The following is a 26,556-nucleotide window of genomic DNA, read 5'->3' as shown; positions in this document are numbered from 1 at the left end:
TTTTCGATGTTGTGGGGTTTCTCATCGGCCGAGCCATACCGGTTTGCGTTTGTCGAGGAAGGCTCGCGCGCCCTCCTTCGCGTCCTCGCTGTTGAATACGGTTTTCTGCCATTGCCCCAGGCACTCGTTCGCCTCGGCGGCATCGGTGACCGCGAGCCGGACCAGTTGTTTGCACGCGGCCAGCGCCAAGGGCGCGTTGTCGGCGATCCGCTGTGCCAGGGCCAGCGCGGTCGGTAGCACTTCTCCCGGTGCCACGACCGCGTTGACCAGCCCGACCTCGTAACCCCGCGTCGCGGTGATCGGATCCCCGGTGAGAGTCAGTTCCAATGCGATGCCCAGTGGCAGTCGGGTGCCGATGAATGTTCCTCCGGCCGCGGGAAACAGTCCACGTTTGGCCTCGGGGAAGCCGAAGCGAGCCGTGGTGGCGGCGACGATGAGGTCGGCGCCGAGCAATAGTTCCAGGCCGCCACCGACGGCGGTGCCGTTGGCCGCCGCGATCACCGGAATGGAAATCTCACCACGGACGAGTCGCTGGTAGGCGGCCGCGCCCTCGTTCCCGGTGTCGAAGTCCGAGCCGTCGGCGAATGACCGCAGGTCCATACCCGCGCAGAACGCTCGGTCGCCCGCGCCGGTGAGTACCAGTACCCGCGTCTCGGGATCGGTCTCAGCGGCCGCGGCGGCCACGCCGACGCCACGCAGCATCGACGTCGTCAAGGCGTTCCTGGCATCGGGGCGGTTGAGTTCTATGACCGACACCGGGCCGTGACGGTGTATGAGGAGCTCTTCGGTGCCGGTCATCGATCGTCCTCGCCGGTCCGGCGGAGTCGGTCGGAGATCGGCTCCGCGATCATCGATCTGCTGTGTGCCGCTCGTCGGTATGAATGGCGCATGTGTGGTGACGCTGAAGTGGTTGTGTCGCAACGGATGCCGTTGTCCACTCGATCCGTGTGGCTTCGCGGGAATCGACCGGTTCGGTTTGTCATGGGTGTCAGCCGTTCTAGGACAGAAGGATCAGAGAGCGCCTTGCTCGCGGCTGGTCGCTGGTCCAGGCAGGCAGTGCGATTTCGCTCCTGGCAGTGGTAACTGGGTCAGGCCTACGCGGATCGGCTACCCCCGGCCATGGCTTGACGCTGCTGTGCCTCATCAATAGAGTCATCGGAACGAATATTAGGTCATGAATGAGGAGATTACACGCCTGGCGGGAATGTGAACAGTCCTCTTGTCGCCATTCCTCTGCGGCCCATACCGCTCGCGATTCGGGACGGATCGAAGCATCCCGGGCTCGTTGCCCGAGGCCGCTCTGATCGGATCTATCGGCGATGCGTTGGTTTCATCCGTGCCGATGCAGGAAGCCGTGCAGGACCGCCTGGGTGAGTTCCCCGACGATCGCCTCCCTCGATGGCTGTTCGGCCCCGAAGTAGGTCGAACGCAGCGCGGCCATGCCGACGATCATCGCGACCGTCGAGTGGGCCGCGAGATCCGGATGGTTCGATCGCACTCCCCGGAGGTCCATGCCCTCGGTGCTGATTCGACCGAGTACTGCGAGGGAGTGCCGGATGTCGGCGATGCCGGTGTCGACTATCTCCTCCTCGCTGAGACTCTCCGATGCCAACAGGGTGACAACGAGGCCGCGGTGCTCGACGAACACGTCGTAGAGCTGTCCGACGAAATGTCGGGCCAGTTCCTCCTCGTCGGTCTCCTCGGGGACGACCGATTGCCACGTGCGGCTGAATTCGTCGATGAAGCCGGTGAAGGGAAGGACCAGCGCTTCGCGGAAAAGGGCTGCCTTCGAGCCGAAGTGGCGGAACAGCAGGGGTTCGGTCACACCGGCGGCCTCGGCGATCTCCCGCGTGGTGGTGCTGCGGTAGTCCTGCTCGGCGAAGAGGGTGCGGGCCGCTTCGAGTAGGAGTCTGCGGACCGCACCACGAGGGCGGCGTGTCGACGGGACGGTCTCTGTCGCTGTCTGATTGCTGGGGGGTGGTCGCTGGGGCACGGGTGATTCGCTCCTGAAACCGCGCTTGGCGGTCGATGAATTTTAAGATAGTCTCCACTATCTAAACTTAAGATAGTCTTCACTATCCAATGTCTTGGACTCGGGATCGAAAGGGGTGTGGACGTGGGCGCAGTCATTATGCTGGGTACTTTGTTCGGACTGATAGCGGTCATCTTCGGTGTGGTGTTTCGCTACGACCCGGAAATGGGGCGCGCTCGAAACCGGGAGCGCGACCGGTGAGCGATGAGTTGACGCCCTTGCTGAAGGCGGCGATCGGTTTCGCCTACATCGGTGGGTTCACGTTCGTCGCGGTCGGCGTGTATCTCAGCTATCGTCGCCGGCGCCTGCACCCGCTGCTGTTGGCGTGCATTTCGGCGATCTCGTTCTCCTGGATCGAGGCACCCTACGACTGGGCGGTCTACGCGCAGTTCGCGCCCGCCATTCCTCGCATGCCGTCCTGGTGGCCGTTGAATATGACATGGCACGGCCTGCCCGCGTCGGTGCCTCCGGGTTACATCGCCTACTTCGTCCTGCCTCCTGTGATCGGCGCCGCGCTCGGGCGACGGCTGATCGTCAAGTTCCAATGGCCTAGGCCGACAACTCTTCTCGTCGTCGGACTGGTCGTCGGCTGCGTCTGGGCATTTCTGTTCAACGCGATCCTGGGAGCCCGGCTCGGCGTCTTCTACTACGGTCGCGTGATCCCCGGACTCGCCGTGTGGGAGGGGACCAAGAATCAGTACCCGCTCTACGACGCCCTCGCGATGGGGGTGCAGATAATGGTGTTCACCTACCTGCTCGGGCGCACGGATTCCGAAGGTCGCACTGTCGTCGATATCTGGGCGGATGCGAAGTCGGCGAGCCGTTTTCGCTCGTCGGTCCTGTCCATCGTCGGCGTGGTCCTCATCGGACATGTTCTCTACGGCGCCGTCTTCGCCCCCCATCTCGCTACGAAGCTCGGCGGTTGGGTAACCGCGGGACCTACGGCTCCCTTGTTTCCGGGCGTGCCGAATCAGCCCCCATAGGAGTCGGCTTCGCTCGCGAAGGACGAGGTACCCCACGTGCCCATCTTTTTTGTCACCCTGCCTGATGGTCGACGAGGCGATCGGTTCGTATGTACGCGCGCGGCACGAGTGGGATGGTCCATATCAGAACAAATATTTGGTTGTATCGCGTCGGTCTGCCGCGGTGCGCTGAAGGGAGCAGACACGTGACCGAAACCCATGCCGTTGATCTCTATTACGATCCCTACGATTTCGAGATCGACGCGAATCCGTACCCGGTCTGGAAGAGACTGCGTGACGAGGCGCCGCTGTATTACAACGACAAGCACGACTTCTACGCGCTGAGCCGCTACGAGGATGTCGCCGCCGCGCTGCCCGACTGGGAGACCTTTCGCTCCGGGCGAGGCACGGTCGCGGATGTGATCTTCTCGGGTGCGGAGATCCCGCCGGGGATCATCCTGTGGGAGGATCCACCGATCCACGACGTGCATCGCAAGCTGCTGGCCAAGGTTTTCAGCCCCCGACGCATGCTGGGGATCGAGTCGCAGGTGCGGAATTTCTGCGCCAGAGCCCTCGATCCAATGGTCGGTGCGAGAGAATTCGATGTGATCGCCGACTTCGGCGCGCTGATGCCGATGCGTACCATCGGCTACCTGTTGGGCATCCCGGAAGCCGACCAGGCAGCCATTCGTGACAGCACCGACGAGGTGTTGACGCTCACCGACGACACCACCGTCACGCACTTCGACGAACTGACCTTCGAACGGAGCATCGAGGTGTTCGCCGAGTACATCGATTGGCGAGCCGAGCATCCCTCCGACGACCTGATGACCGAGCTGCTCAACGCCGAGGTCGAGGAGCCCGACGGGACCCGCAGGCGGCTGACCCGCACCGAGGTCCTCACCTACACCAGCACTGTCGCGGGTGCTGGCAACGAGACGACGACGCGACTGATCGGGTTCATGGCGCAGTTGCTCGCCGAGCATCCCGACCAACGGACGCAGATCGCCGCCGAGCCGGCACTGATCCCCCGGGCAGTGGAGGAGACGCTGCGTTTCGAGGCGCCCTCGCCGGTCCAGGCCCGCTACGTCGCCCGAGACACCCGATTCCATGACCGGACCGTGCCGGAGGGGTCCGTGATCTTGATCCTCAACGGGTCGGCCAACCGAGACGAACGTCGTTTCCCCGAACCCGATCGGTTCGACATCCATCGCAACGCAGGACATCTGAGCTTCGGCCACGGACTGCATTTCTGCCTCGGCGCCTCGCTGGCCCGGCTGGAGGGCCGCATCGCGCTGGAAGAATTGCTGCGGCGCTGGCCCGAATGGGAAATCGACTACGACAACGCCGCACGGGCCCACACCGCGAGCGTTCGCGGCTGGGCGCGACTGCCGATGATCGTGCCCTCCGGCAGAGGGGCGCCATCGAGAAGTTCCTAGATCACATCACCGAGATCAGTACTTCCGAAGCCGCCACAGTCCGGCTGGAGGCTGCCGACATCACACGCGGCCTCGCTGAACCGCACCTCCGATGCGAACGCCGTGCTTGTCGGTGTCAAATCCGTGCAGGGCGGGCGCCGCGCCGCCGTGGCCGCATCTGATAGAGGCGATACCAGGCCAGCGTGAGGAAGACCGCCGCCAGGCCGGCGACGACTCCCATGTCGAGCAGCCACGTGCCCATGGTGTGTTTCCATAGCGGGTCGGGTGCACCATCGTGCGGTGAGAGGGTGTCGAGGTCGAGGCTGGCAGCTCCAGCGCCGTAGCCCCAGCGGGATGGCGACAGGTAGGACAGCTGTTGCAGAACGGGCGTGCCGGGCAGCCGCACCAGACCGCCGGTGAGCACGAGTTGCGCCATCGACAGCACGATCAGCAGTGGCAGTGTCTTTTCCGAGGTGTTCACCGAGACCGATACCAACAGGCCCAGCGCCAGCGATGCGATGCCGAGTAACGACATCGCCAGGATCAGCTCCAGTTCGACGGAGGTGAATATCCCTGTGGGCGGGAGGCTCTCACCGAGAGTGCCGATCACGAACAACACCGCTGCCTGAAGGACGGTGATTACACCCAAGACCAGCACTTTCGACATCAAATAGACTCCGGCCGAGAGGCCTGCCGCGCGTTCTCTGCTGTAGATCGTCTGTTCCTTGACGATCTCGCGAATCGAGTTGCCGGTGCCGACGAAGCATGCGCCGAATATCAAGATCATGAGCTTGGTCGGGGCGTCGGTGTTGGTTCCTGGGGCCCCGGTGAATCCCTCGCCCGAGGGCACCGCAGCGATCAAGCCGCCCAATAGCAGCGGCATCACGCCGAGCAACGCCAAATAGCTGCGGTCCGAGGCGATCACCGCCAAGTAGCGCCTGCACAGTGTGCTGAGCTGGCTGAGCTTGGACTGCGGCGCGGGCGGCGGTGGTGCCGGCGGGCGCTGCACTTCCGTCGATCCGACGTCGTCGGTCAGCCCGGCCGCGACGTAGCTCTCGAAGCGCGGAGAGTCCCGGAACTCACCGGCCCAGTCGCGGTCCTCCTCCCGATCGAATGCTTGGAACACCTCGGCCCAGGTGCTCTGCCCGAATTGCTGCAACCCCTCTGCGGGCGGTCCGTAATAGGCCAGCTTGCCGCCGGGCACCAGGACCAGGAGGCGGTCGCAACAATCGAGATTCGCCACGCTGTGCGTCACGACGATGACGGTGCGCCCGTCGTGCGCCAGTCCGGACAGCATCTCCATGACCGTCTTGTCCAGGCCCGGGTCGAGGCCGGAGGTCGGTTCGTCGAGGAACAACAGCGACGGTTTGGTCAGCAACTCGAGTGCGACGCTCACACGTTTGCGTTGCCCGCCGGAGAGCCGATCAATGCGGGTGTCCGAGTGCCGCGACAGCCCCAGTTCGTCGAGGACTTCGTCAACTCGCTGTTCGCGCTCCTCGCTGCGTGTGTCACCGGGGAAACGCAGCTCGGCCGCGTAGAGCAGGGCACGTCGCGTCGGGAGCTGGTTGTGCAGGATGTCCTCCTGCGGAACCAAGCCGATCCGGTGTCTCAGCTCTTCGTAATCGGTGTACAGGTCGCGTCCGTCATAGCGGACGGTCCCCTCGGTCGCGGGCCGCAGCCCGGTGACCGCGCCCAACAACGTCGATTTGCCCGCTCCGCTCGGCCCGATAACCCCGACAAGTGAGCGCTGCGAGATGGGGAAGCTCACCTCGTCGAGGAGCACTTTGCCCTCGGGTGTCCGCACGATGAGGTTCTGCACCGAGACCGAGATGTCACCGGTGTCGACGGACTCGCGCAGTTCGTTGCCGACGAGTCGGTAGGTGGTGTGCCCCATGCCGATCAAGTCGGATTCCGACAGGTCCGCGGCCTCGATCCGGTGGCCGTTGACGTAGGTGCCGTTGTGGCTGTCGAGGTCGACGACTCGATACCTGCCTTCGGCGATCACCTGCAGTTGGGCATGATGGCGAGAGACCATGAGGTCGGGCACGACGATGTCGTTGTCGGCGGCGCGCCCGATCCGAAGCGTGTCCGAGATGATCCGTATTACCGCGCTGGGATGGGCGGCCGGAGGCGAGGACCGCGACACTCGCCGGGGCAGGCCCGGCTCGAACTTGGTGATCGTGGCGTCATCGTCGAGGTCATAGCCGGGATTCGGGACGACCATCGTGTCCCCGCCGGCATCATCAACGGTCTCGGGCTCGGGGCCGGGTGATGTTTCCAGCGAGCAGGACAACTGCGCACCATCTTTGGCGTGACCGAGCTGGAAGGTCTCGTCGTGGTCGATCACCATCCGCTCGACGCGGTGCCCGTCGAAAAAGGTGCCGTTGAGGCTGTGCGCGTCCTCGATTTCCCAACCGCGCGATCCCTGCTCCAGCACCGCGTGCAAGGTCGAAACGCGCGGATCGGTGACAACGATGTCGGCGGTCGGATCGCGGCCGACATTATATGCACCTCCGGCGCGTAGTCGATAGACGCGTTCTCGCGTCTCCACTACAAGAACCGGCGATTCGGAGAATTCCGTGAGGGGCTGCCCATCCGCCATAACGGGAGTATACGACCGTGCCGAACTGTCGCGGGGATAATCGGCCACAACTATCCCTCGCGGTATCCGCTTCATTCGGGTCCGCGCTCTGAGTAATATCCATTTGACCAGGGAAAACCTGGCCCGGTGAACGGGGAGGTGACCTCATTCGATCGCGCGGAACCCGCAGCGCATCCGCTCAATGTCCAAGCCGGAGAAAAACACTGATGTAATTCGTAATACAAATCCTGTAGAACCGGATGCGAGATCGAAGCCGAATATTTCCACATTTGTTTCATACGCCGAATTCTTGTTGCGTCGGATATTTCACGCCGACCAACCGATCCGATGAACACGACCGATGATGCCCGGTCAGCTGGCCGGGAGTTTCACCACCGGATCGGGGCCCAGATCGGTGACGTATACGTCACCCGCCGAGTCGACCGCTACACTCTGGGGATTCTTCAGGCCGGTGAACGGCAACGGGGTCGGCGTCGACGCGCCCGCCGCCAACCTCACCACCCATTGGTTACCCCAGTCGACGACGTACAAGTCTCCCGCCGTGCCGACCGCCACAGCCTGGGGATCTTTGAGCCCGGTGAAGGGCAACGTGGTCGGCGTCGACGCGCCCGCCGCCAACCTCAGCACCCGCTCGGTACTCAATTCGGTGACGTATACATTGCCCGCAGCATCGACCGCCACACCTTGAGGATCTTCGAGCCCTGTGAACGGCAGCGTCGTCGGCGCCTCCGCGCCCGCCGCCAACCTCACCACCCGATCATTACCCCGGTCGCCGACGTACACGTCTCCCGCCGTGTCGACCGCCACACCCTGGGGATCTTTGAGCCCGGTGAACGGCAGCGGGGTCGGCGTCGACGCGCCCGCCGCCAATTTCACCACCCGATCGTTACCCGTGTCGGTGACGTATACGTTGCCAGCCGTGTCGACCGCCACACCCTGGGGATTATTCAGGCCGGTGAACGGCAGCGTGGTCGGCGCCGACGCGCCTGCCGCCAATTTCACCACCCGATCGTTACCCATATCGGTGACGTATACGTTGCCCGCCGTGTCGACAGCCACATCGGTGGGCAGGCTGACGTCGGCGAACGGCAGCGGAGTCTGTGCGGAGTAGTCCGAGGAGATAGGTGTGGGCGAGTTGCCGTTGCCGCCTGATTCCCGTTGGGACACCGATGACGACAGCTACGGCGGCCACCACCGTAACCGCGACCGCGGCGGCGAGCAGCCCGGCGGTCTTGGGCGACAATCTGATTCGCCGCCCATGCCGCGCGGCCACGCCCCCCGTGGCGCTGACCGCGGAATCGCCCACCGCGGCGCAGGCCGCCGCGGCCAGCTCGCGCACGGTCTGGTAACGGTCGTCGGGGTCTTTGGCCATTCCCTTGGCGATGACCGCATCGAACGCGGTCGGTACATCGGGTGTAGTGATGCTGGGCCGCGGCGGCAGGGTGTGCAGGTGATGGGCGATCACACCCTGCATCCCCGCTGAGCTCGTAAACGGCGCCCTGCCGGTCAGGCACTCATACAGCACGCACGTCAACGCGTACACATCCACTCGGGCATCGGCCTTGACCTCCGAGCCGATCGCCTCCGGCGCCATGTAGGCGACGGTGCCGATGGTCTCGCCGATCGAGGTCAGCGTACGGTCGTCGGCGGCGTGGGCGATCCCGAAGTCGATCAGGGAGGCGAACTCATTGGCCCCCAGCAGGATGTTGGTGGGTTTGACATCGCGGTGAACCAGCCCTGTGTCGTGGGCCGCCTGCAACGCGCCGGCCACCTGCGCGATGATCGCCACTGCCCGCCGCGGCGACAAGGCCCCTTCTCGTGCGATCACCTTGCGCAGGTCGGTGCCCTCGATCAAGCGCATATTCAGATAGAGCCGACCGTCGATGTCGCCGAAGTCGTGGATGGGGATCACATGCGGCTCGGTCAACTGCGCCACCGCCAGGCACTCCCGGCGGAACCGCTCGCGCAACTGCTCGTCATCGGCGAAGCGCTCGGGCAGCAGCTTGAGCGCCACCACCCGGTTGGTCAGCGAATCATGCGCCCGCCACACCTGGCCCATGCCGCCCTGACCCAGCAGCGACAACAACCGATAGCGCCCGAACGTAACCGCTCGCTCCGAGGCCCAGGTGGCGTCCCCGCCACCGATTGGTATGTCATCCATGGTGCCGTCCCGTGACCACTTGTCTGGCTAACGGCCGTGCTCGCTTACATTCCAACCCGCGCCCGCGAGCAGATAGCCCCACACTAGTCGATTCGGGCAGGCCAGATGCTCAATAGCCGAACGTTATCGTCGGTGTACCCGAGGTTGCTCGGCGGCTGGCTTCTGCATAGATGCAGGTAGAAGGAGTCCCGCGATGTTCTGTGTCCGGAGGGGATACATCCGCTAACCACACGGATCGACCTGCGGAAATGACTGGCTCTGCGGGGGTGATGCTCGGGAGTGCGACTCGGTGGTCTGCTCGACTGGATCCACTTGTATGTCTGATCGGGTTGACGGTGTCATAGTTCGCCGAGGAAGTCGGCGCTGGCGCCACGCCCATCGATCCGGACCGGGTCGCCAGCGTCGCGTTGCTGAGCAATCCCGCCAAGAATCCCGGCAGTGACCCCCTTCCCGGCCGACCCGGCCAGCACACCCCCGACCCGGTGCCGGGGACCACCGGCGCCTCGACCTCCGCGGCGGAGCAAGCTCCCGTTCCCGCCAACGGCGGCATCGCAGGCTCGGAGGTCGAGGCGCCGCACTGTCGGGCAGGGTAGAGGAGTCGTGCGTGCCCGCCGACCTGGCGTGTGACGCACCCCCGCGAGCGGCTGCACTGCACACCGCTGCCGGGGTGCTCGCCCAGGCGGACCTTCGCGGCCCCTTTGACCACTGCCGCTTCCGTGGGTGCTGCGTGGTCGCAGACCGTGACCGAAGCCAGCGCTGCGGTCGTCCTCGACGATCTCTCGATCACCGACGGACGAGTCGACTACTCTCCCCAGCAGAGCATTTCGCAACGCCTCGCCGATGCAGCCCACCCCGACCTCGATTCGGCACCGGGAAAGTCAACAGGCCGTCGCGGACAAGACCGCGGCTCTCACCGCGGCCGCCATCGCGGATCCGATCGGGCAGATCCCTCGCCTGGTCGGCCAAGTCATCGCCGCCCTTCCACAGATCGCCGCGGACAACGCCGATCTGGTGTCCCCATGCAGGGTGATCTCAGACACCGCTCGGTGTCTGCGGCAACAACTTTCGAACATTCTGTCCGGGGCGGCCGCACCTGCTGCTGGCTCAGTATGATGCTTGAGCCAGGCCGTGGCCGGGCGTCCGCTCCGATACGAGCGGCACCACCTCTCGGTCCGGATTGAGCGCACAAACCCGCGGGCCGCGAGCGCTGCCCGCGCCCCCGGCTACGCTGAGGGGGGGTGTTCCTCCTCTTCGGATACGGCCGCAAGCAGAAGCCCCTCGGCCCGGGTGGGATCCGGACCTGCCCGCGCTGCCACAACACCACGCAGTGGACCCGGCTGCGCGAGTACACGCAGCTCACGATCTTTCTCATCCCGGTGCTGCGCTGGGGTCGCAAGCAGTTCGAGTCCTGCGGGATCTGTGGCGCCGCCATCGCCGTCTGAAGCGCCTGCATCGACGGCGGCACCGGCGGAAGGGCAGTTGAATTGGCGGGTGTCGCCACCTACGCTCCGGGGTTTCCTGGGATTTCATCCGAGAATCGATCGATGCCCTGGAAGCGCTGTTGCGTCGGGGGCTGGGCGGGTACTGGGACAACGGCGTAGACCACGAGTTTCTGGAGCAGGTCGGGCCCAAGCGCGGCAAGATCAACCCCTTCTCGACGTTCAAGCGCGCATACGATCACTGCGGCAGCGGTACGACCTCAACGTCGGTGAGTGGGACATCGTGCTGACTTCATGACTCGACCATGCCGCCGATCCGGAACCCCGTACCTTCTGGCTACACTCCTGCACTACGCCGACGACCGCTCGCGGTCCGACTCGATCCGCCTATCAGAGTTGCCTGAGTAGAGGGGTTCGAAGAATGAAGTTCGGAAAGACGACCGCTGCTGTTCTCGTGACAGCCTCGGCCATGGCCGTCGCGACGGCAACCGCCCACGCAGGACCTGCCGCGATGGCCGAAACAGGCTGGGAAGCAACGATTTCGGGCGTCGATAACGGGATCGGCTACCGGATCGCCGTTTCGCCGGTGGATGAGGTCGTCACCGCCACCGTAGAGAACGGCAGCTTCGCACTCGTGGGCAACGGCGCGGTGATGCTCGAGACGGGCGACGGAGCGGCGGTCCTGGAAGTGCCGCGGTCCTACGCCGTCGACGGCCGCTCGATCACCATGGCGCACCACATAGCCGCCGACGGCCGCACCCTGACGCTGACGCCACCCGCGGAAGGTGTTGCGCAAGCGAAGGACATCAGCTCCTACGACCGGCTCGTGGAGCAGATCAACAAGAACATGCCCGGCGTCGTCGGCGGCGCCATCGTGGGTGGCCTCCTCGGAGCATGCCTGTTCCTGATCTGGGGCGTCAGCATCCCCCTGGGTGTGCTGGTCGGCGGAACCGTCGGCGGTTCGATCATGGGCGGCCCGGAGTTCTTCAACGCTGTACAGGCGTTCGTCACCGGTCAGCCCTGATCAACCGTCTGCCGACGCCGTGTGAAGCAGTGCGGCCGCTTCCCTGCGACACCATGTCGCAGCAGTTACCTGCGAACTACATGGGCGGGCGAGTCGCCCGCCCGGATGTTCTCCAAGACGTGAAATTGCTCCCAGGCCGCGCGAATCCGCCGCCGGGTCGGCTCGTGAGCGCGCAAGTTGGGCACCCTCGCCCGTTTGCCCGGTGGTAGATCGATCGCTCTTGCACGGATCCAGGTCACAGATGACGGGCAATCAATGGATCCAGCAGGACTCTTATACGGGAAGCCCTTGCTCTTGCACGTATTCGCGTCACTCGGCTCCGAAATTGTGCGCGAGAGGAGACTCGATCGCGGAGCGGCAACAAGTGTGTACCAACGAGGTGCACGAGCGTCTTCAATCTAGATCGCCATCGGAATGCTGTCAAACTGACAGCGGTTGCCGATGTTGCCTAAATCTCTGTCTCCAATCATGTTTCGTAGACGATGAGGATGATTGCTACGGTTCCACTTAGCCGCCGCACCGCGAGGTGTCCGTGCGGCCGGGCTGGGTCTGGCCGAACGAGACGATCTCGGGTGGGGCACTCCGGGCGGGCCACCGACGTATCGGTGGTGCGTTGCGGGCATGGGATATATTTCTAGGATTCAGGGCTCGGAGGGGGACGTATGGCAGAAGGTGACGGGACTTTCGATGTCGTACCGTCCGAAGTGGCCGATGCGGGGCGTTATCTACAGCTGACCGCCCAGGAGTTGATCGATGGCGTTCGCACTCTGGACATCGAGATCGGGGCGCTGTTGGAGGGATGGACCGGTGTCTCGGCGACCGCGTATCGGGCGGGTTGGGAGGAGACACGTCAAGGCGCGCAGACTGTTCTGGACGCGCTCACGACCTTGGCCGAACTGATGGGGGTCACGGCGGACACGCACACCAGGCTCGACGCGGATCGTGCTGCCGGTACGAGTTCGCTCGATCTGCCGTAGAACACTCGAGGGGGAAGAACCTATGGCTGAACCGTTTCGGGTCGATCTGACCGAGCTCGACGACATCACCACTCGCGTCGCCGGATTCGTCGGTTTCCTCGAAGACAGTCTCGACGGCATCCAGCAACGGATCACCGCGGTGCAGGCGGGTTGGGGCGGTACCTCCGCTACCGCCGCGAACGATGCTTTCGCCCGGTGGCTTACCGGCGCACGGGATGTCGCCGAGGGGATTCACGCGATGCGTGCCGCATCCTCTGCGGCGCATGAGCGCTATACGGCCGCTGTGGCCACGAATCTCGAGATGCTCGGACGCGGCGGAACGTCGTCGTGACGGTGCTGGATGTCGCGCCGCAGGTCTACTACGACGCCGCTGTCGCGTGCAATTCGGCTGCCGCTGGTTTCATCGGCGCTTTTCAGTCCACTATGCGATCCCTCGATGAAACCCGTGGCATGGCGGGCACTGTCGGCGAGGGCAAGATCTGGGCCGAATCCTATGACCAGCAGGCCAATGATCTGTGGAAGATCTCGCTGGACCTGACGATGGCGCTCGACGGCTATGCCCAAGTGCTGAACCAGGCCGGCTACAATCACGCCCTCGCCGATTACGATGCCTCCAGCGGTCAGCCTGAACCGCAGATGCCGACATTGAAGGCGGCATTCGGCTACTCGCTTCTGGAGTTGATATCGACCCTCCCGACCTCCGCGGGCGGTGACGGGCGAGGTCTGGTCGATGACGGTCTCGATCTCGCCGCCAAGGTCGGTATCCCGATCCCCGACGGTGACACCGTCAAGATGTCGCGCGCCGCCGACGTCTGGCAGGCGCTGTCGACGCACGCTTCGGTGACAGCGGTCGCCACCGAACTCGAACGTGCCGCGGTGATGTTCGAACAGGTCACCTCGCCGGATGCCAACTTCATCGATGAAGACCTGCGCGAACTGAAAACCGTCGCCACCGACATGGCCGGTGCCTACGGCGAGATCGCGCAAGCTTGCCGCGAGCAGAAACAGGCCCACGACGCCCTGCGCGCCGAACTCGAGCGACTGCTCGGAGATCTCGCCAAGGAGATCGCCGTCGAAGTGGCCGTCAGTCTCGCGCTGTCGGTCCTCGCCTCCTGCGTGAGCTTCGGTGTCGGAGGCGCCGCTGTGGCCGCGAGAACAGCCGCGGCGGTCGCCCGAATCATCGACAAATTCGCCGACCTCATCAAGATCGCGGTCAGGGCGGCGAAACTCCGCACTGCGGTCGCGGTCGAACGGATCACCGTCAAATCCAAAGAAATCGTCGGGCGCATCAAAGATCTTGGCACGAAAATGCTCGAGAAACTGAGGGGTAGAGTTCCCGCGAAGTCTTTGAAGGATAAGCTGGCCAACGCCGAGACCTGGAAAGGTGGTAACCTTCCGACCTTGAACGGGCCGAAGAACGGCTATCTGGTCAAGAGAGATGCCGACGGAAACATAACCAACTACTCCTTTTACGATGCCGATGGAGTAGCGACCAAACGAGTCGATTTGACCGGCAAACCACACTTGGACAAGTCGACGGGTGAGTACGTTCCCACTCCGCACGTGGTAGAGGTGCAGAAGAACGTAAATCCGAAGACCGGCGAAATATTTGCCCGTACCAATAGCGACAGTGTGCGGCCTGCGACAGCGGAGGAGATTCCCTGATGAACCCACCATCGGAAAGAAGCCGACTGGAAGATATCCTGGTCCGCTCGCGAAGCAGCGATGGTCTGACACGTGTGAATGCGATCCCCGAGTTGGGTGATTTCATGCATGACGTCAAGGCGCGGGACAGGTTGACAGAACTGCTCGACGACGAAATCGTCACGATGGAAGTCGATGCGGCAGAGGTGCTGGCGAGGAAAGGCGGAGCGACCGGCATTCTCGCTGTCCTCGAAGTGCTGGGCCGTCGCCGCGATGATCCCGACGCCGACTACATGGCATACCGGCTGAACGAACTCGACGCAGGCGGTGAGGTGCCGGTCGTCGAGATCGTAGAGTCATCGGGGCGAGAGCTATCGGACAACGCCGCGGTGGCACTGCGAAATCTGAAAGCGCTGCGTCATTCCCCCCGGTAACAAGGGATATCCCGTAGGTGTGGGCCGATTGCTGCGGCTGTCCGCCGACTACGAGTCAGTACGCGTAGGCAGGGATGGCCGAACCTCCATATCCGAACGAGGCTGCCCACCCGAGCGAAAGGGGGCAACAGCCCCCAAGTCCTGGATCCTCACACTGACAAACGTCATCGATGAAGTCAGTGCCTGCTCCCGGATCAGCTGGGGCGCGGATGGGGGAGGCCCCGCCATGCAGGTGCCGGTTTAGATCGATATTCCAGATCGCTCAGATATTGATCCACCAGATACTGGCGATCGGGCGCTGGGAGAAGGGTTACGAAACACGCTTAGTCGCAATCCAATTTCGGATGACGGTCTCAAGGTTGGAGCGTAATCGCTCAGCGGCCGGCGAGATTGGAGTCACCTCATCAAAACATGTGCCGCGCTTACGCTTTGCGATCAGTTTCATGATATTGTCTTGCCCTTTGGCTGGGAACACCAGATTGCAGTTTGGCCCGGGCAACTCGGCACTCAACCCGAGAAACGCTCGTCCGACACTCAACCCCGGCGATGAACTGTAATTCTTCGCCTCGATTGCTGCGATCAGCTTGCTCTGTTTCGGATGCGCACCTGATCGCCGACTCTGGTCCGCCTCATTGCATTCGAGGATCGCGACATCACATTCATGTGCGACACCCGAACTGCCCGCAACCTCTACGTCAAGGTGTATTTCGATAGCATTCCGTACCTCCGGAAATGTTACCTGTTAATCGAGCATTCTCATAGGTGAAGTGGATAAGGAGAGGGTGATGGGCGTGGAGGTCGGCGAGTGGGACGTGCTCGACGAACTGCTGGGACTCGTCCCGGAGATGGTCGACCCGAGCGGTGATCGCCGGTTCGCGTTCTATGGGCGGTGTTCGACCGAGGACAACCAGGATCCGGAGACCTCGTTTCGGTGGCAGCGGGGTAACGCGGAGAAGTTCGTCGACGGTGCGGCGATCGTGGCCGACTATTTCGATATCGGTCAGTCCCGCTCGGTGCCGTGGCACCGCCGTGAAGAAGCGTCGCGGTTGCTGGCGGATCTGAAGAACCCTGGGCGGGGGTGGTCTGCGATCGTGGTGGGCGAGGGCACACGGTGTTGGTTCGGTAACCAGTTCAGCCTGGTCGCTCCGCGTATCGAGGCGCACGGGGTGGAGGTGTGGGTGCCGGAGCTGAACGGGCTGTTCGATGCCCGCAACGTCACGCATTCGATGATGATGTCGATGCTGGGCGGGCTCAGCGAGTCCGAACGCCAACACGTCCAGCAACGCACCCGCGCCAGCATGGACGCCCAGGTGTTGAACGAAGGCCGACACCAGGGTGGACGCCCGCCCTACGGGTACCTGGTGATCGACGGTCCACCGCATCCGAACCCGAACCGGGCCTCCGACGGACTCAAACTGCGGATCCTGTCCCTGGATGCTGCGGCCGCGCCGGTGGTGGCGCGGATCTTCCGTGACTATCTCGCAGGTCTGGGGGATAAGCCGATCGCGACCGCGTTGAATCGGGAAGGTGTCGCGTGCCCGTCGGCGCATCGCCCGGAGCAGAACCGGCATCGTTCCCAGGATGGTTGGCAAGCGAGCACGGTGACCGCGATCCTGACCAATCCGCGCTACACCGGGTACGCGGTGTTCGGTCGGTGGAGCAAGAAAGAGGAACTGCTCGATATCGACGACGTCGCCGCCGGACATGTGGTGCGGTTCCGTCGTTCACCGAACGACCGAATCGTGCGGTCGCGCAAGCCCGCTCATCCGGCGATCGTGTCGGTGGCCGACTTCACCGAAGCGCAGCTGCTGCGTCGCCGCCGCGCTGGGACGAGCAACCGTTCGCGGGCGAAGCTGGAACGCACACGTTCGGCACCGCATCTGTATCTGTTGGCCGGGCGGATCCGATGCGAGATCTGTGATCGGCGAATGCAGGGCGAGACCGTGCATCAACATCCCTACTATCGGTGCCGCGCGAAAACCATCGCCCCCGGCAGCCCTCTACTCGCCGAGCATCCCCGTACTGTGAACCTGCGTGAAGACCACTTGGTGGGCCCGGTCGATGGCTGGCTGTCGAGTTTGTTCGGCCGCGAACACCGGGACCACACCATAGCCGCCCTGCTCGCAGCCCAACCCAGCGAGGACACCGACACCCGGCGAGCGGGATTGCGACAACGCATCACCACCGCCGAGGGAAAACTCGCCAATCATCTGGCCGCGATAGAGGCGGGCGTCGAACCTGCAGCATTGGTCGCGGCGATGAACGCCGCCCAGGCCGAGAAGGCCGCCGCCGAGGTTGAACTCAAGGGCCTGCCCCAGGTCCGGACACTCACCGAGACCGAGATCCAGAAACTGGTCGAGTCCCTCGGCGACGTGAAGGCCGTCCTGACCGCAGCGAATCCCGCCGACAAGGCCCAGCTCTACCGGGCACTGGAACTGGAAGTGCGCTACCACCCCGACAAACACAGGGCGATCGTTGGCGTCACCCCTTGTGGGGTTAGCACTGGTGTCCGGAGGGGGACTTGAACCCCCACGCCCGATAAAGGGCACTAGCACCTCAAGCTAGCGCGTCTGCCATTCCGCCACCCGGACCGGTGGATGTGTTCTGTTGTCACGCAGGGGACTTCGTATCGTCTCCGGCGAAGTGAAATACTAGACATAGTCGCGCTCGGAACGCCAATCGCGGGTCACGAGGTGAGGTGGACGCGATTCGCGCCGATGCGGTCGATGCGGTCGCGTCCCCAGGCGCCGAGCGGGCGCAGCGCACGGTTGAGGCTCGAACCCAGCTCTGTCAGTTCGTATTCCACGCGAGGTGGAACCTCGGCGAAGATTTCGCGGGTGACGATGCCGTCCTCCTCGAGTTCGCGCAGTTGCTGGATGAGCATCTTCTCGGAGACGCCGGGTAGCCCGCGGCGGAGTTCACCGAAGCGGCGCACGCCGTTCTCCTCCAACTCCCAGAGGATGAGCGCCTTCCACTTGCCGCCGATCACGTCCATGGCGGCGTCGATACCGCAGAAATATGGTCCGGATCTCTTTCCACCCACCGCGCGACCTCGCTACCTGTTCACACACCCGTTGGTAAGTACCCGACCGAATAGTAGGTACTTGTCTGCTCAACGAACCGCGGGCAGTCTTTGTTTCAGCGCGCTGACCACTACGTTTCCTATTCGAGGAGTTGACCAGCAATGGCGGATACCCAGCACATTCGAGTGACAGTTCTCGGTCTCGGCGCGATGGGGCAGGCACTGGCGGCCGCGTTGGTCGAGGGAGGCCACCCGACCACCGTGTGGAACCGGACCCGCGGTCGCGACGCCGATCTGATCGCGGCGGGCGCCGTCGGTGCGGTGTCGGTCGCCGATGCCGTCCGGGCGAGCGATCTCATCATCGCGGTTCTGCTCGATTATGCGTCGGTGCGCGAAACCCTGGACCCGGTCGCCGATCAATTGGCCGGTCGTCACCTGGTCAACCTCACCAGCACCGCACCGGAACAGGCCCGTCAACTGGCAGCGTGGGCTGCGGCCAACGGCATCCGGTACGTGGACGGTGGGATCATGGCGGTGCCGTCGATGATCGGTCAACCGGGTGCATCGATCCTGTACAGCGGGGATCGCGCCGTTTTCGAAGCCAACCTTTCTCTGCTCGAATCGATCGCTGCCGCAGAGTATCTCGGTGACGATCCGGGGCTCGCTTCAACCTATGATTTCGCGCTGCTTTCCACGATGTACCTGATGTTCGCCGGTTACCTCCACGGCGCGGCGATGGTTCGTTCGGTGGGGGTGTCCGCGTCGGCGTTCGCGCAACGCGCGGTCGCATGGGTGACCGCGATGGCACAGAGCCTCCCGGACTACGGCCGAACAATCGATGCCGGCGACTACGCCACCGACGTCCAACACCTCGACTTTCAGAAGGCGGCGCTGGATGCCGTCGTCATGGCCAGCCAGGATGCCGGTGTCGCGCTCGACCTCATCGGACCGGTCAAGAATCTCATCGACCGTCAGGTCGCCGACGGACACGGCGCCATGGCATTCGCTCGAACGTTCGAAGAGCTGCGCTGATCCGCCCGGGTCCGGTGCGTTCGGTGTCGGCCGAGCGCACCGCCGCGCACCGGACCTACCAGGCAAAAAAACCGCTACATAGATCCGTTCGTACCGCGATTTGGTCCCAGCCGACGCATCCGATAACCTTGCGGAGCATCACCGGTCCGGGTGGCGGAATGGCAGACGCGCTAGCTTGAGGTGCTAGTGCCCTTTATCGGGCGTGGGGGTTCAAGTCCCCCTCCGGACACCAGTGCTAACCCCACAGGGGGTGGTGCCAACGATCGCGAGTCGACTGGCTCCGTCGGTGAGGCCCTTCCACGGACAAGGTGCTGAGCGGCGTGATGGCGGTCGACTCCGCCACCGCGAAACTCCCCGGGATCATGGTCCCGATCACCACCGACGACCTGGAGACTGTCAACGGTCTGTCGTGGGTTCTCGGCAAGGGCGTCATCAAGCCGGGTGCGACCGTGGGCGTGGTGGCCATGGAGGGCAGCGCGGGTGACAACACCGTCGTCGGCGCGAAGTTCGTGGCCAAGCGCCACAACCTGGAGCTGGTCCTCCAGCGGATCAACCCTCCACCGACACCGACATGACGGCCCAGGTGGTGGCCTTCGCCCAGAAGAGGGTGGACCTGATCGTCGAGACCGCCACCGTGGCGCAGACCGTCTGGCTGGCCAGTGTGCTCGAGAGCCGCGGTGACAGCACTCCGGTGATGGCTACCCACATCAGCTGGGACCAGTCCGCGGTCAAGGGTGACGCCATCAAGGCGTTGCTCGACCGGGTGTATGTGCCCACGCCGATGGCTGCCTTCGGCAGTGAGTTGGAGGCTGCCACGGCGCTGCGCGAGAAGGTCCGCAAGAGCGCGCCTGACGGTAAGTCGCCGGGCACGTCGATCTACATGAACCGACCCTCGTCGACATCGCGGGTGATCTGGTGCAGGTGACCGCCGAGCCGTTCACCACCGCAGACGCCAAGGCGTTCCTCGACCAGCAGTGACGACAGTGCGCGGGCCCCGCCCCTCCGATGAGGGGCGGGGCCCGCGCCGTTTCTTGTTCATGTGCAGGTGTTGCGCTGACGATTTTCGCCGGTAAGAAACGCCTGCAGGCAATGTTTTCAGTGCGATGTTGCCTGCGGTGATCCGCCGTTGTGCCGAGTAGAAGTGACCGATCCGGCTGCGCGTGTTATTGCTACGAATGACCACCGGTCGGGCACAGCTGGTTGATGTCTGCTCGTGCGGCGGCGTCCCACTCGGTGGTCAATCATGCTCCACTATTCGGCGTACTCGCTCCGTCGGTTTGACCTGTTGGGTGAGCACCTGGGGGCAGCGCCGACAGATCGCGGCGCCTTCTTGCCGAAACCATCGGCAGTGTTTACGAATCGAGCAGTGTGGAAGTTCCGATACCACCTCATCCAGTAATTGGACACTGCCCGTGGCGATCCGGCACTCGTCGTTCTGGAAGTGGATACAGGCATCCCGGCATTTGCCGGCGAACCGGAACAGTTGCGTGGGTTCCAGCGGCGCGGCCGCATCGAGAATGTCTTGGGTCACCGGTTCGGGTCGGGAAGTTGAAACGATACGAAGCGCGCCCGAGACGACCTCCGCCACCCCGATCAGAACGGACTCACCGGGATCGGCGGGCGCGCTCGGACACAGCAGTTCATCATCGCGCCGGGGGTCGCCTACCTTACTGTCCGACTTCATACGGCTCGACCTCGATGACCACGAATCGTCCTTGCTGGTTTTGTCCCAACTTGACTTTCTGTAGATCTGGCTTGTTGTTGATCCAACGACCCATGATCAAGGTGTCGAGGCCGGGGAAGTCGGGCCCCTGGTCTTTGAGCAATTCCTTGACCGCGGCGATGGCGTTCCCGCTGAGCCGCGCGATCGATTCTGAAGTGAGGGAGTCGCCTCGATCTGTATCCATGCCAAGCCCCTTTATTCTCGCTGACGAGTGGGTAAGCGCTCTGATCGTACAGTGGTTAGCCAGGAATAATAGCTTTCAGGCATTGAATTCGAGCGCTTCTTGGTTGGGCGATTTGTGCTCTGCTACTCCTGCGACCGAGTGGCCATTGGGTGGCTGGCGCGGTCAGCTTCGCGGGGCAGCAGGTGTATTCACCGCGCTGATTTCGCTCTCACCGTCCACGCCAGATTTTCAAGATCAAGTGAACCAAGATGATCTTCACACCGGAGGCTCGGCGCCATCGTGATCGATCAGTCAGCGGTCTCACCTGGCCGATGCCGATAACGTTGTCAACCTGTCCGGCCTGCGGTCTCCGTCGTGTCGCCGAAGCCGATAGCCCGCCGCTTCTTATTGGTAGGCGACGCAGGCTTGCTGGCCGAGGTCGCGTGCCTCGCGCAGCGGCCCGCTGGCCGTGGTTCGCGCGCATGCGGCCGTGAGGGCGCGGGAGGCGCGATCAGTTCCGGAACGCCAGGCGAATCGGCCGTAGGCGAGCAAGCGGACGTGCAGCGATCCGAATACGGCGGTGTCCGGGTGTCGGTCGGTGCGGTAGTCACAAGCCGCGTCCGGTCCCGAGGAGTAGTTGGCCTCGGGGACGGAAACCCCTGCGGGCACCCAGCGCTCGAACACCGCGACGGTCAAAGCTATCAGACGCCCGCGTGTTCGAAATCTCGACGGCGACAATTGTGTACTCCTCCGAACGTCCACGCGTTGTCGCCCGGCTTCGTACTCGATGATCGAGTGCTCGGCATTTCATGTCATCCTGCACCGCTGGGAAGCGTATTCACAAAGCGGACAGTGGCGGATCGGACCGTCGGCAACGAAACCGGGCGGACGAACATAGGTTCGGCACCTGTGCCTACACGGTGAATCCGTGGTTACCCATCCGACCACTATGGCCCGCGTCGCGCTGCTGTCGCGGCAGCGACGCGGCGCCATCCGTGCCGCAGGTCGAGGACGCGGGTGTCGATCGATGACCGGTCCCGCCGAACTGCCGGTTCACCGGACCGATCCTGCTATCGGACAGCAGAATTGGGTTCATGTCGTCAGGGATTGCGTCTACTGTTGTCGCGGGCTTGCTGCCCTTGTTGGGGGCCGGGTTCGGTGCGTCGGCGACGCTGATGGTGCAGCGAAGTTCGGCGCGTGCAGCCAGGCTCAAGTTCGCGGCGGAGAGCCGCCTCTCTCACCGGGAGGAACTGAAGTCGGCGATCATGGACTACTTCGAGGCAGCTCAGCAGGTGCAGGGCGAGTTGGATGTCCGCGAGCGGGGCGGCGCGCCCGCTGATCTGAAACGGCTCATCGAGAGCGTCTGGCTGGCGGAGAAGCGGGTGGAGATCATCTGCTCGGATACTCTGCGAGACAAGATGGTTGCTCATGCCAGGGGTCTTCACGACGCTGTGCGCGATGCCGCGACGTATCCGGACTGGTGGGCTCACTGCTCTGTACTCCAACGCGAACTTCTGGCACAGACGAAGGCAGACCTGGCGCCGCAACACGATTGGTGACGTTCCAGACGACGCGGAGATCGCCTGAACTTCGGACTCACCGGGCCCGGTTCAGTCTTGGCCGAGGTCGTCGGACAGATCGATGCGTTCGTCGAGTTCGATGTCCACATCGATGCGGCTCTCGGTCAGGGCTTGCTGGCCGGTGTTCACCTCGGAGGCGACTTTCTCGTCCACGGCGAGCCTGGCACTGATGATTCCGGCCAGTAGGGCTCGGCCTTGTTCGAGGCTGTCGATGTCGAGTGCGGTGTTCAGCGCGGTGGCGCCCTCGGAGGTGAGTTCGACTCGCTTGTCGTCGTCGAATCCGATGTCGACGTAGAGGTTTTTATCGCCGGGATTCTTGCGCAGGCGAAGGGTGCTGGTGTCCACGGTGCCCAACCTCAACGGGTGGCTGTCGAGTGTGGCATCCACGGTGCCGGTGCCGATATCGAGCGCCAGGTCGGTCAACCAGGCTGTCTTCGCACCGGACCGCACGGTGATCTCGCCACCGAAGCGGATCGTGCCCCCGCTGACGCGTTGGCCGAAGAAGACCATCCTGCCGCCGTCGGACCACAATGTGACGAGGCCGTCGAGGCCGCTGTCCGGATCTACCCTCAGAGTCTGCGCACCCACCACGAGGGGGACAATGGTGCCGCCAGGGGCGGCAGGCACTGCCGCGGCCGCCCCGGTGAGAGCGTGGACCAGACCAACTGAACCGATCGTGACCGCAGCAGCCAGCGCTGCGAACTTCCTCCTCGAACGCACAGGGAAAACCTCCTCGAAGACGGGAAAGATCATCGGTCCCTCGAGCTTCGTCACCGCTACCGTGTCCGGATGGCTGAATCCTTCACGACGCCATCGGTGACGAGCCCGTCACGAGCGGGCACAGTCGGGCGAGAGTGGGTCCGGCGCGCCTGCCGTGGATCGTCTCGCGCGGACCGCAGAATCGCTGCTCATGGCGATCACTGCGGGACGTAGATCCGCACTCACACTGCTGGCCGGGCTGCCGTTGCTGGCAGCGGGCACGGCACGAGCACAGTCGGCGATGCCGGGGGTCGGTGTCGATCCGCAGCGGGTGCCCTCGCGCTACACGATGACGGTGTTCCGTGCCGACAGTGACACCACTTTATCGGTGTACGAGTCGGTGGACGGGACGCTGTTCACGCCGGTGGCCGAGCACGCCTACACGCCGCCGACGGGGTTGGTCCGTGATCCCAGCGTGCTGTCGCACACCGACGGCTGGTACTACCTCACCTACACCATGGCGGGTGATGCGACCTCGATCGGTCTGGCACGCAGCCGGGATCGGATCAGCTGGACGGCGATGGCTCCGGTGCCGATGCTGGTGCTCGGCGGTCTGGAGGGAGCGTGGGCGCCTGCGTGGTATGTCGATGCGGCGGGGCGGGTCGGGATCGTCGTTTCGCTGACCTGGGGTCATGGCTTCACCCCGCATCTGCTGGTACCGCTCGGGGCGGGGCTTTCCGCGTGGACGCCGCCGATACCGCTACTCGGTTTGAGCCCAGGCGGTCCGGATTCTCTCGGCTATATCGATACGGAACTGGTGCGGCTGGGCGGGCGGGTGTACGCGTTCGTGAAGAACGAGGACACGAAGCTGGTCGAGTTGGCGGTGGCCGATAATCCGTTGGGCCCGTACAGCTTTGTGGCCAAGGGGGATTGGGCGGGCTGGGGCGGCCCGCGGGAGGGGCAGTCGGTGGTGACGCTGCCCGACGGCGGGCATCGTATCTATCTCGATGCCTACACCGAGGGCCGCTATCTCTACAGCGACAGCTACGACGGGTTCCGGACCTGGTCGGCGCCGACCGAACTTCCCGGACTTTCCGGCGTCGTCCGGCACGGCACGGTGCTCGCCGAATTCGGTTCGCCGAAACGTCTCGACGGTCGCAGTATCGACACACCTCATTAGGCGCGGCCGAACGCGGCATTCGTGATCCAGGGATACGCGGTCGGCCGCATCGTTCTCGCGCCGGAGAGCGCGGGCGCCAGGCGCGGACCGGATCGGCGTGCCGTTGACACCGGTGTCCGAGAAATCCGTTGTTGTCGGACGCGCGTGACTGTGTGAGGTGGGTCGGCCGGTCGTGTTGTCGCCGTGCCCCTATGGTTGACCACGGCACGATATGGTGCGGACCCTGCGGACGAGGAGAGCGCCATGGACACCGGTACAGAAGTAAGTCCGTCGATTCACGCGGCCGGTGCGGGCGGAACCGTTCGCGCCGCAGTCGTGGTCGGCGCATTGGGGGTGGTGTTCGGTGATATCGGAACCAGCCCGATCTACACCATTCAGACGGTGTTCAACCCGAACGATCCACACCCCGTGCCGATCAGCACGGACAATGTCTACGGCGTCGTGTCGCTGATCTTCTGGTCGGTGATGATCATCGTGACGCTGACATACATTTCGCTGGTGATGCGCGTCGACAACGACGGTGAGGGCGGGATCATGGCCCTGATCACGCTGTTGCGCCGCCTCGGCGGTACTCGAGGGCGACGTGCTGCCGCCGTGCTGGCCGGACTCGGAATCTTCGGTGCCGCACTCTTTTTCGGCGACAGCATGATCACTCCCGCGATCTCGGTGCTATCGGCGGTAGAAGGTTTGAAGATCGTGTCGACAGGATTCGAGGATCTGATCATCCCGATCACGGTGGTGATCATCATCGGATTGTTCTCGGTGCAGCGCCGCGGCACCGCGGCGGTCGGTCGACTATTCGGTCCGGTGATGATCGCCTGGTTCGTGGCGATCGGCGCCCTCGGCGTCTCCGGGATCGCACGGCATCCGGAGATTCTGAAGGCGTTGTCGCCGACCTACGCGCTGGGTTTCCTGTTCGGGCACTTCGAGATCGCGTTCTTCGCGTTGGCGGCGATAGTGCTCGCGGTCACCGGCGCCGAAGCCCTGTACGCCGATATGGGCCATTTCGGGCGCAAGGCGGTCACTCGTGGCTGGCTGGGGCTGGTACTGCCGGCGTGCGCGTTGAGTTACCTCGGCCAAGGTGCGTTGCTGCTGGGCGATCAGAGCGCGGTGAGCAGCCCGTTCTTCCTGCTCGCCCCCGGCTGGGCGCGATTACCGCTGGTGTTGCTGGCGACCGCGGCGACGGTGATCGCCTCCCAAGCGGTTATCACTGGCGCCTTCTCCGTGGCCTCGCAGGCAGCTCAACTCGGGTACCTACCGCGGCTGCGGATAGCGCACACCTCAGAATCCACGATCGGGCAGATATACGTTCCGTGGATCAACTGGGTACTCATGGTGTCGGTGCTCACGCTGGTGTTCGCGTTCAAGAGCTCGGCGGCGTTGGCGTACGCGTTCGGCATGGCGGTCACCGCGACGATCACCATCACGACGCTGCTGTATTTCTATGTCGCCCGGGTGAAGTGGGGGACGCCGCTGTGGCTGGTCGCACTCGGTGCCGCTGCGTTGTTGTCGGTCGACGCCTTGTTCCTGGCCGCGAACCTCACCAAGTTGGTGCACGGGGCGTGGCTGCCGTTGCTGATCGGGCTCACCGCGTTCACCGTCATGATCACCTGGGCCCGCGGACGCGTCATCGTCACCGCCGCGAGGGAACAGGTTGAGGGGCCGCTGCGTGCGTTCATCGACGAGTTGCAGGACCATCAGCCGCCGCTGGTCCGGATACCAGGTACCGCGGTATTCCTCAACCGCGGCAACGAGACCGCGCCTTTGGCTATGCGCGCCAATGTCGAGCACAATCGCGTACTGCACGAACACGTGGTGATCATGTCGCTCGACACCCTTCCGGTGCCCCGGGTTCCGGACGCGCAGCGCACCGAGATCGACGCGCTCGGCTACGGCGAAGACGGCATCATCCACGTCACCGCGCACTACGGCTATATGGAAACGCCGAACGTCCCGCACGCGCTTCGGCTGCTGGATCCCGCGAAAACCGAAGGCCCGATATCGGTCGATGACGCCTCATACTTCCTGTCGAAGATCGAGCTGAAGAAGGGGCCCGCACCCACGATGGCACAGTGGCGTAAGCATCTGTTCATCGCCACCTCCTACATCACCGCGGACGCCGCCGAATACTTCGGTCTGCCCGGCGATCGCACCGTGATCATGGGTTCACAAGTCGAAGTGTGAGGCGACCCCGGCGCCCTCGGGGCGGTCGCGAACTGTCCCGGACTTCGCCTGACCGGATGAGCGAGACCGGTGAATCTTCGGGCGAGACCACCCGCAAAGCAGCTTCCACGTCGTTCGCCGCTACCGGCATGTCTTCCGGATCAGTCCCCAGCAGGTGCTGGCCGACCGGTATGCGCACGGCGAGATCGATGACGAGGAGTACGCGCGGCGCCTGAAGGTCCTCGACTCGGGCAAGGCCACGTGAACAACGGCCGAGGCGGCGTCCCGTTTCCCGAACCGC

At 64.0% G+C, this 26,556-nt stretch carries 26 protein-coding genes and 2 tRNA genes; 17 read left to right on the top strand and 11 right to left on the bottom strand.

Annotated features, from left to right (window positions below):
- Positions 1-21 precede the first annotated feature (21 nt).
- Together ABZS43_RS15165 and ABZS43_RS15160 are read right to left on the bottom strand one after the other, a co-directional pair.
- The gene (locus ABZS43_RS15165; protein WP_355036478.1) at positions 22-798 is read right to left on the bottom strand and encodes an enoyl-CoA hydratase-related protein; all 777 of its coding nucleotides are present in this window, start codon (positions 796-798) and stop codon (positions 22-24) included.
- A 532-nt stretch (positions 799-1,330) separates the two neighbouring features.
- Positions 1,331-1,993, bottom strand: a complete 663-nt coding sequence (locus ABZS43_RS15160) for a helix-turn-helix domain-containing protein (protein WP_355036477.1) — start codon at positions 1,991-1,993, stop codon at positions 1,331-1,333.
- Positions 1,994-2,229: 236 nt separating this feature from the next.
- On the opposite strand from ABZS43_RS15160, the gene ABZS43_RS15155 reads away from it, so the two are divergent.
- Together ABZS43_RS15155 and ABZS43_RS15150 are read left to right on the top strand one after the other, a co-directional pair.
- Positions 2,230-3,015 (top strand): spirocyclase AveC family protein, encoded by a 786-nt coding sequence (locus tag ABZS43_RS15155; protein ID WP_355036476.1) that lies wholly within the window; start codon positions 2,230-2,232, stop codon positions 3,013-3,015.
- A gap of 185 nt (positions 3,016-3,200) precedes the next feature.
- Entirely contained in the window at positions 3,201-4,433 is a 1,233-nt protein-coding gene (locus ABZS43_RS15150; protein ID WP_355036475.1) for a cytochrome P450, read from the top strand.
- Positions 4,434-4,548: 115 nt separating this feature from the next.
- Here the strand turns inward: ABZS43_RS15150 and ABZS43_RS15145 are convergent, their stop codons facing one another.
- The 3 genes from ABZS43_RS15145 to ABZS43_RS15135 all read right to left on the bottom strand — a co-directional run bounded on the left by ABZS43_RS15145 (position 4,549) and on the right by ABZS43_RS15135 (position 9,175).
- Positions 4,549-6,963 carry an FHA domain-containing protein gene (locus tag ABZS43_RS15145; protein WP_355036474.1) on the bottom strand — a complete coding sequence of 805 codons (2,415 nt, stop codon included), beginning with the start codon at positions 6,961-6,963 and terminating at the stop codon, positions 4,549-4,551.
- Positions 6,964-7,365: 402 nt separating this feature from the next.
- Complete coding sequence (locus ABZS43_RS15140; RefSeq protein WP_355036473.1) at positions 7,366-8,073, bottom strand: NHL repeat-containing protein; 708 nt, start codon at positions 8,071-8,073, stop codon at positions 7,366-7,368.
- Positions 8,027-9,175 carry a serine/threonine-protein kinase gene (locus tag ABZS43_RS15135; protein ID WP_355036472.1) on the bottom strand — a complete coding sequence of 383 codons (1,149 nt, stop codon included), beginning with the start codon at positions 9,173-9,175 and terminating at the stop codon, positions 8,027-8,029. The genes ABZS43_RS15140 and ABZS43_RS15135 overlap by 47 nt, the downstream gene beginning before the upstream one ends.
- Before the next feature lie 1,238 nt (positions 9,176-10,413).
- On the opposite strand from ABZS43_RS15135, the gene ABZS43_RS15130 reads away from it, so the two are divergent.
- The 7 genes from ABZS43_RS15130 (at position 10,414) to ABZS43_RS15100 (ending at position 17,218) form a co-directional block, all read left to right on the top strand.
- Entirely contained in the window at positions 10,414-10,617 is a 204-nt protein-coding gene (locus ABZS43_RS15130) for a zinc-ribbon domain-containing protein (protein WP_355036471.1), read from the top strand.
- A 466-nt stretch (positions 10,618-11,083) separates the two neighbouring features.
- Entirely contained in the window at positions 11,084-11,638 is a 555-nt protein-coding gene (locus ABZS43_RS15125) for a hypothetical protein (protein WP_355036470.1), read from the top strand.
- Positions 11,639-12,300: 662 nt separating this feature from the next.
- Positions 12,301-12,615: a WXG100 family type VII secretion target gene (locus ABZS43_RS15120; RefSeq protein WP_355036469.1), complete on the top strand. Its 315-nt coding sequence runs from the start codon at positions 12,301-12,303 to the stop codon at positions 12,613-12,615.
- A gap of 22 nt (positions 12,616-12,637) precedes the next feature.
- On the top strand, positions 12,638-12,946 hold the full coding sequence (locus ABZS43_RS15115; protein ID WP_355036468.1) for a WXG100 family type VII secretion target: 309 nt from the start codon (positions 12,638-12,640) through the stop codon (positions 12,944-12,946).
- Positions 12,943-14,280: a polymorphic toxin type 24 domain-containing protein gene (locus tag ABZS43_RS15110; RefSeq protein ID WP_355036467.1), complete on the top strand. Its 1,338-nt coding sequence runs from the start codon at positions 12,943-12,945 to the stop codon at positions 14,278-14,280. The genes ABZS43_RS15115 and ABZS43_RS15110 overlap by 4 nt, the downstream gene beginning before the upstream one ends.
- Positions 14,280-14,693 (top strand): hypothetical protein, encoded by a 414-nt coding sequence (locus ABZS43_RS15105; protein WP_355036466.1) that lies wholly within the window; start codon positions 14,280-14,282, stop codon positions 14,691-14,693. The genes ABZS43_RS15110 and ABZS43_RS15105 overlap by 1 nt, the downstream gene beginning before the upstream one ends.
- Positions 14,694-15,478: 785 nt before the next feature.
- Positions 15,479-17,218 (top strand): recombinase family protein, encoded by a 1,740-nt coding sequence (locus ABZS43_RS15100; RefSeq protein WP_355036465.1) that lies wholly within the window; start codon positions 15,479-15,481, stop codon positions 17,216-17,218.
- Here the strand turns inward: ABZS43_RS15100 and ABZS43_RS15095 are convergent.
- Together ABZS43_RS15095 and ABZS43_RS15090 are read right to left on the bottom strand one after the other, a co-directional pair.
- Positions 17,197-17,284, bottom strand: a tRNA-Leu gene (locus ABZS43_RS15095). The two genes, ABZS43_RS15100 and ABZS43_RS15095, sit on opposite strands and share 22 nt — an antisense overlap.
- A gap of 95 nt (positions 17,285-17,379) precedes the next feature.
- Entirely contained in the window at positions 17,380-17,736 is a 357-nt protein-coding gene (locus ABZS43_RS15090) for a helix-turn-helix domain-containing protein (RefSeq protein WP_355036464.1), read from the bottom strand.
- 165 nt (positions 17,737-17,901) lie between these two features.
- On the opposite strand from ABZS43_RS15090, the gene ABZS43_RS15085 reads away from it, so the two are divergent.
- The 4 genes from ABZS43_RS15085 (at position 17,902) to ABZS43_RS15070 (ending at position 19,672) form a co-directional block, all read left to right on the top strand.
- Entirely contained in the window at positions 17,902-18,747 is an 846-nt protein-coding gene (locus ABZS43_RS15085) for an NAD(P)-binding domain-containing protein (RefSeq protein ID WP_355036463.1), read from the top strand.
- 144 nt (positions 18,748-18,891) lie between these two features.
- Positions 18,892-18,979: transfer RNA gene (locus ABZS43_RS15080), tRNA-Leu, on the top strand.
- A gap of 91 nt (positions 18,980-19,070) precedes the next feature.
- Positions 19,071-19,322, top strand: coding sequence for a hypothetical protein (locus tag ABZS43_RS15075; RefSeq protein WP_355036462.1), 252 nt, complete (start codon positions 19,071-19,073; stop codon positions 19,320-19,322).
- A complete protein-coding gene (locus ABZS43_RS15070) occupies positions 19,319-19,672 on the top strand; it encodes a hypothetical protein (protein ID WP_355036461.1) in 354 nt (117 codons plus the stop codon). The genes ABZS43_RS15075 and ABZS43_RS15070 overlap by 4 nt, the downstream gene beginning before the upstream one ends.
- Before the next feature lie 312 nt (positions 19,673-19,984).
- Here ABZS43_RS15070 and ABZS43_RS15065 read toward each other — a convergent pair whose 3' ends face one another.
- From ABZS43_RS15065 to ABZS43_RS15055, 3 genes are all read right to left on the bottom strand, one after another.
- Positions 19,985-20,431 carry a hypothetical protein gene (locus ABZS43_RS15065; RefSeq protein WP_355036460.1) on the bottom strand — a complete coding sequence of 149 codons (447 nt, stop codon included), beginning with the start codon at positions 20,429-20,431 and terminating at the stop codon, positions 19,985-19,987.
- On the bottom strand, positions 20,415-20,654 hold the full coding sequence (locus tag ABZS43_RS15060) for a hypothetical protein (RefSeq protein ID WP_355036459.1): 240 nt from the start codon (positions 20,652-20,654) through the stop codon (positions 20,415-20,417). The genes ABZS43_RS15065 and ABZS43_RS15060 overlap by 17 nt, the downstream gene beginning before the upstream one ends.
- A 384-nt stretch (positions 20,655-21,038) precedes the next feature.
- Positions 21,039-21,329 carry a hypothetical protein gene (locus ABZS43_RS15055; RefSeq protein ID WP_355036458.1) on the bottom strand — a complete coding sequence of 97 codons (291 nt, stop codon included), beginning with the start codon at positions 21,327-21,329 and terminating at the stop codon, positions 21,039-21,041.
- Positions 21,330-21,727: 398 nt separating this feature from the next.
- Here ABZS43_RS15055 and ABZS43_RS15050 point away from each other — a divergent pair, with 398 nt between their 5' ends.
- Positions 21,728-22,192 (top strand): hypothetical protein, encoded by a 465-nt coding sequence (locus tag ABZS43_RS15050; RefSeq protein WP_355036457.1) that lies wholly within the window; start codon positions 21,728-21,730, stop codon positions 22,190-22,192.
- A 51-nt stretch (positions 22,193-22,243) separates the two neighbouring features.
- Here ABZS43_RS15050 and ABZS43_RS15045 read toward each other — a convergent pair whose 3' ends face one another.
- Positions 22,244-22,987: a hypothetical protein gene (locus ABZS43_RS15045; RefSeq protein ID WP_355036456.1), complete on the bottom strand. Its 744-nt coding sequence runs from the start codon at positions 22,985-22,987 to the stop codon at positions 22,244-22,246.
- 136 nt (positions 22,988-23,123) lie between these two features.
- Between ABZS43_RS15045 and ABZS43_RS15040 the strand changes: the two genes are divergently transcribed.
- The 3 genes from ABZS43_RS15040 to ABZS43_RS15030 all read left to right on the top strand — a co-directional run bounded on the left by ABZS43_RS15040 (position 23,124) and on the right by ABZS43_RS15030 (position 26,520).
- A complete protein-coding gene (locus ABZS43_RS15040) occupies positions 23,124-24,092 on the top strand; it encodes a hypothetical protein (RefSeq protein ID WP_355036455.1) in 969 nt (322 codons plus the stop codon).
- A gap of 243 nt (positions 24,093-24,335) precedes the next feature.
- Positions 24,336-26,276, top strand: a complete 1,941-nt coding sequence (locus tag ABZS43_RS15035; protein ID WP_355036454.1) for a KUP/HAK/KT family potassium transporter — start codon at positions 24,336-24,338, stop codon at positions 26,274-26,276.
- Positions 26,277-26,430: 154 nt separating this feature from the next.
- Entirely contained in the window at positions 26,431-26,520 is a 90-nt protein-coding gene (locus ABZS43_RS15030) for an SHOCT domain-containing protein (protein ID WP_355036453.1), read from the top strand.
- Positions 26,521-26,556 lie beyond the last annotated feature (36 nt).

Source organism: Nocardia sp. NPDC005366 (assembly GCF_040606855.1).
In the GTDB taxonomy this organism is placed as follows: Bacteria; Actinomycetota; Actinomycetes; order Mycobacteriales; family Mycobacteriaceae; genus Nocardia.
Note: the sequence above shows the minus strand (reverse complement) of the source record. Positions and strands in the feature narration are given on the sequence as shown.

Bases quoted from the DNA above. Each gene is read 5' to 3' on its own strand.
- ABZS43_RS15165 (WP_355036478.1), bottom strand. From the start codon at position 798: ATGACCGGCACCGAAGAGCTCCTCATACACCGTCACGGCCCGGTGTCG.
- ABZS43_RS15135 (WP_355036472.1), bottom strand. From the start codon at position 9,175: ATGGATGACATACCAATCGGTGGCGGGGACGCCACCTGGGCCTCGGAG.
- ABZS43_RS15125 (WP_355036470.1), top strand. From the start codon at position 11,084: ATGGCCGTCGCGACGGCAACCGCCCACGCAGGACCTGCCGCGATGGCC.
- ABZS43_RS15120 (WP_355036469.1), top strand. From the start codon at position 12,301: ATGGCAGAAGGTGACGGGACTTTCGATGTCGTACCGTCCGAAGTGGCC.
- ABZS43_RS15115 (WP_355036468.1), top strand. From the start codon at position 12,638: ATGGCTGAACCGTTTCGGGTCGATCTGACCGAGCTCGACGACATCACC.
- ABZS43_RS15105 (WP_355036466.1), top strand. From the start codon at position 14,280: ATGAACCCACCATCGGAAAGAAGCCGACTGGAAGATATCCTGGTCCGC.
- ABZS43_RS15100 (WP_355036465.1), top strand. From the start codon at position 15,479: ATGGGCGTGGAGGTCGGCGAGTGGGACGTGCTCGACGAACTGCTGGGA.
- ABZS43_RS15075 (WP_355036462.1), top strand. From the start codon at position 19,071: ATGGCGGTCGACTCCGCCACCGCGAAACTCCCCGGGATCATGGTCCCG.
- ABZS43_RS15070 (WP_355036461.1), top strand. From the start codon at position 19,319: ATGACGGCCCAGGTGGTGGCCTTCGCCCAGAAGAGGGTGGACCTGATC.
- ABZS43_RS15065 (WP_355036460.1), bottom strand. From the start codon at position 20,431: ATGAAGTCGGACAGTAAGGTAGGCGACCCCCGGCGCGATGATGAACTG.
- ABZS43_RS15060 (WP_355036459.1), bottom strand. From the start codon at position 20,654: ATGGATACAGATCGAGGCGACTCCCTCACTTCAGAATCGATCGCGCGG.
- ABZS43_RS15050 (WP_355036457.1), top strand. From the start codon at position 21,728: ATGTCGTCAGGGATTGCGTCTACTGTTGTCGCGGGCTTGCTGCCCTTG.
- ABZS43_RS15040 (WP_355036455.1), top strand. From the start codon at position 23,124: ATGGCGATCACTGCGGGACGTAGATCCGCACTCACACTGCTGGCCGGG.
- ABZS43_RS15035 (WP_355036454.1), top strand. From the start codon at position 24,336: ATGGACACCGGTACAGAAGTAAGTCCGTCGATTCACGCGGCCGGTGCG.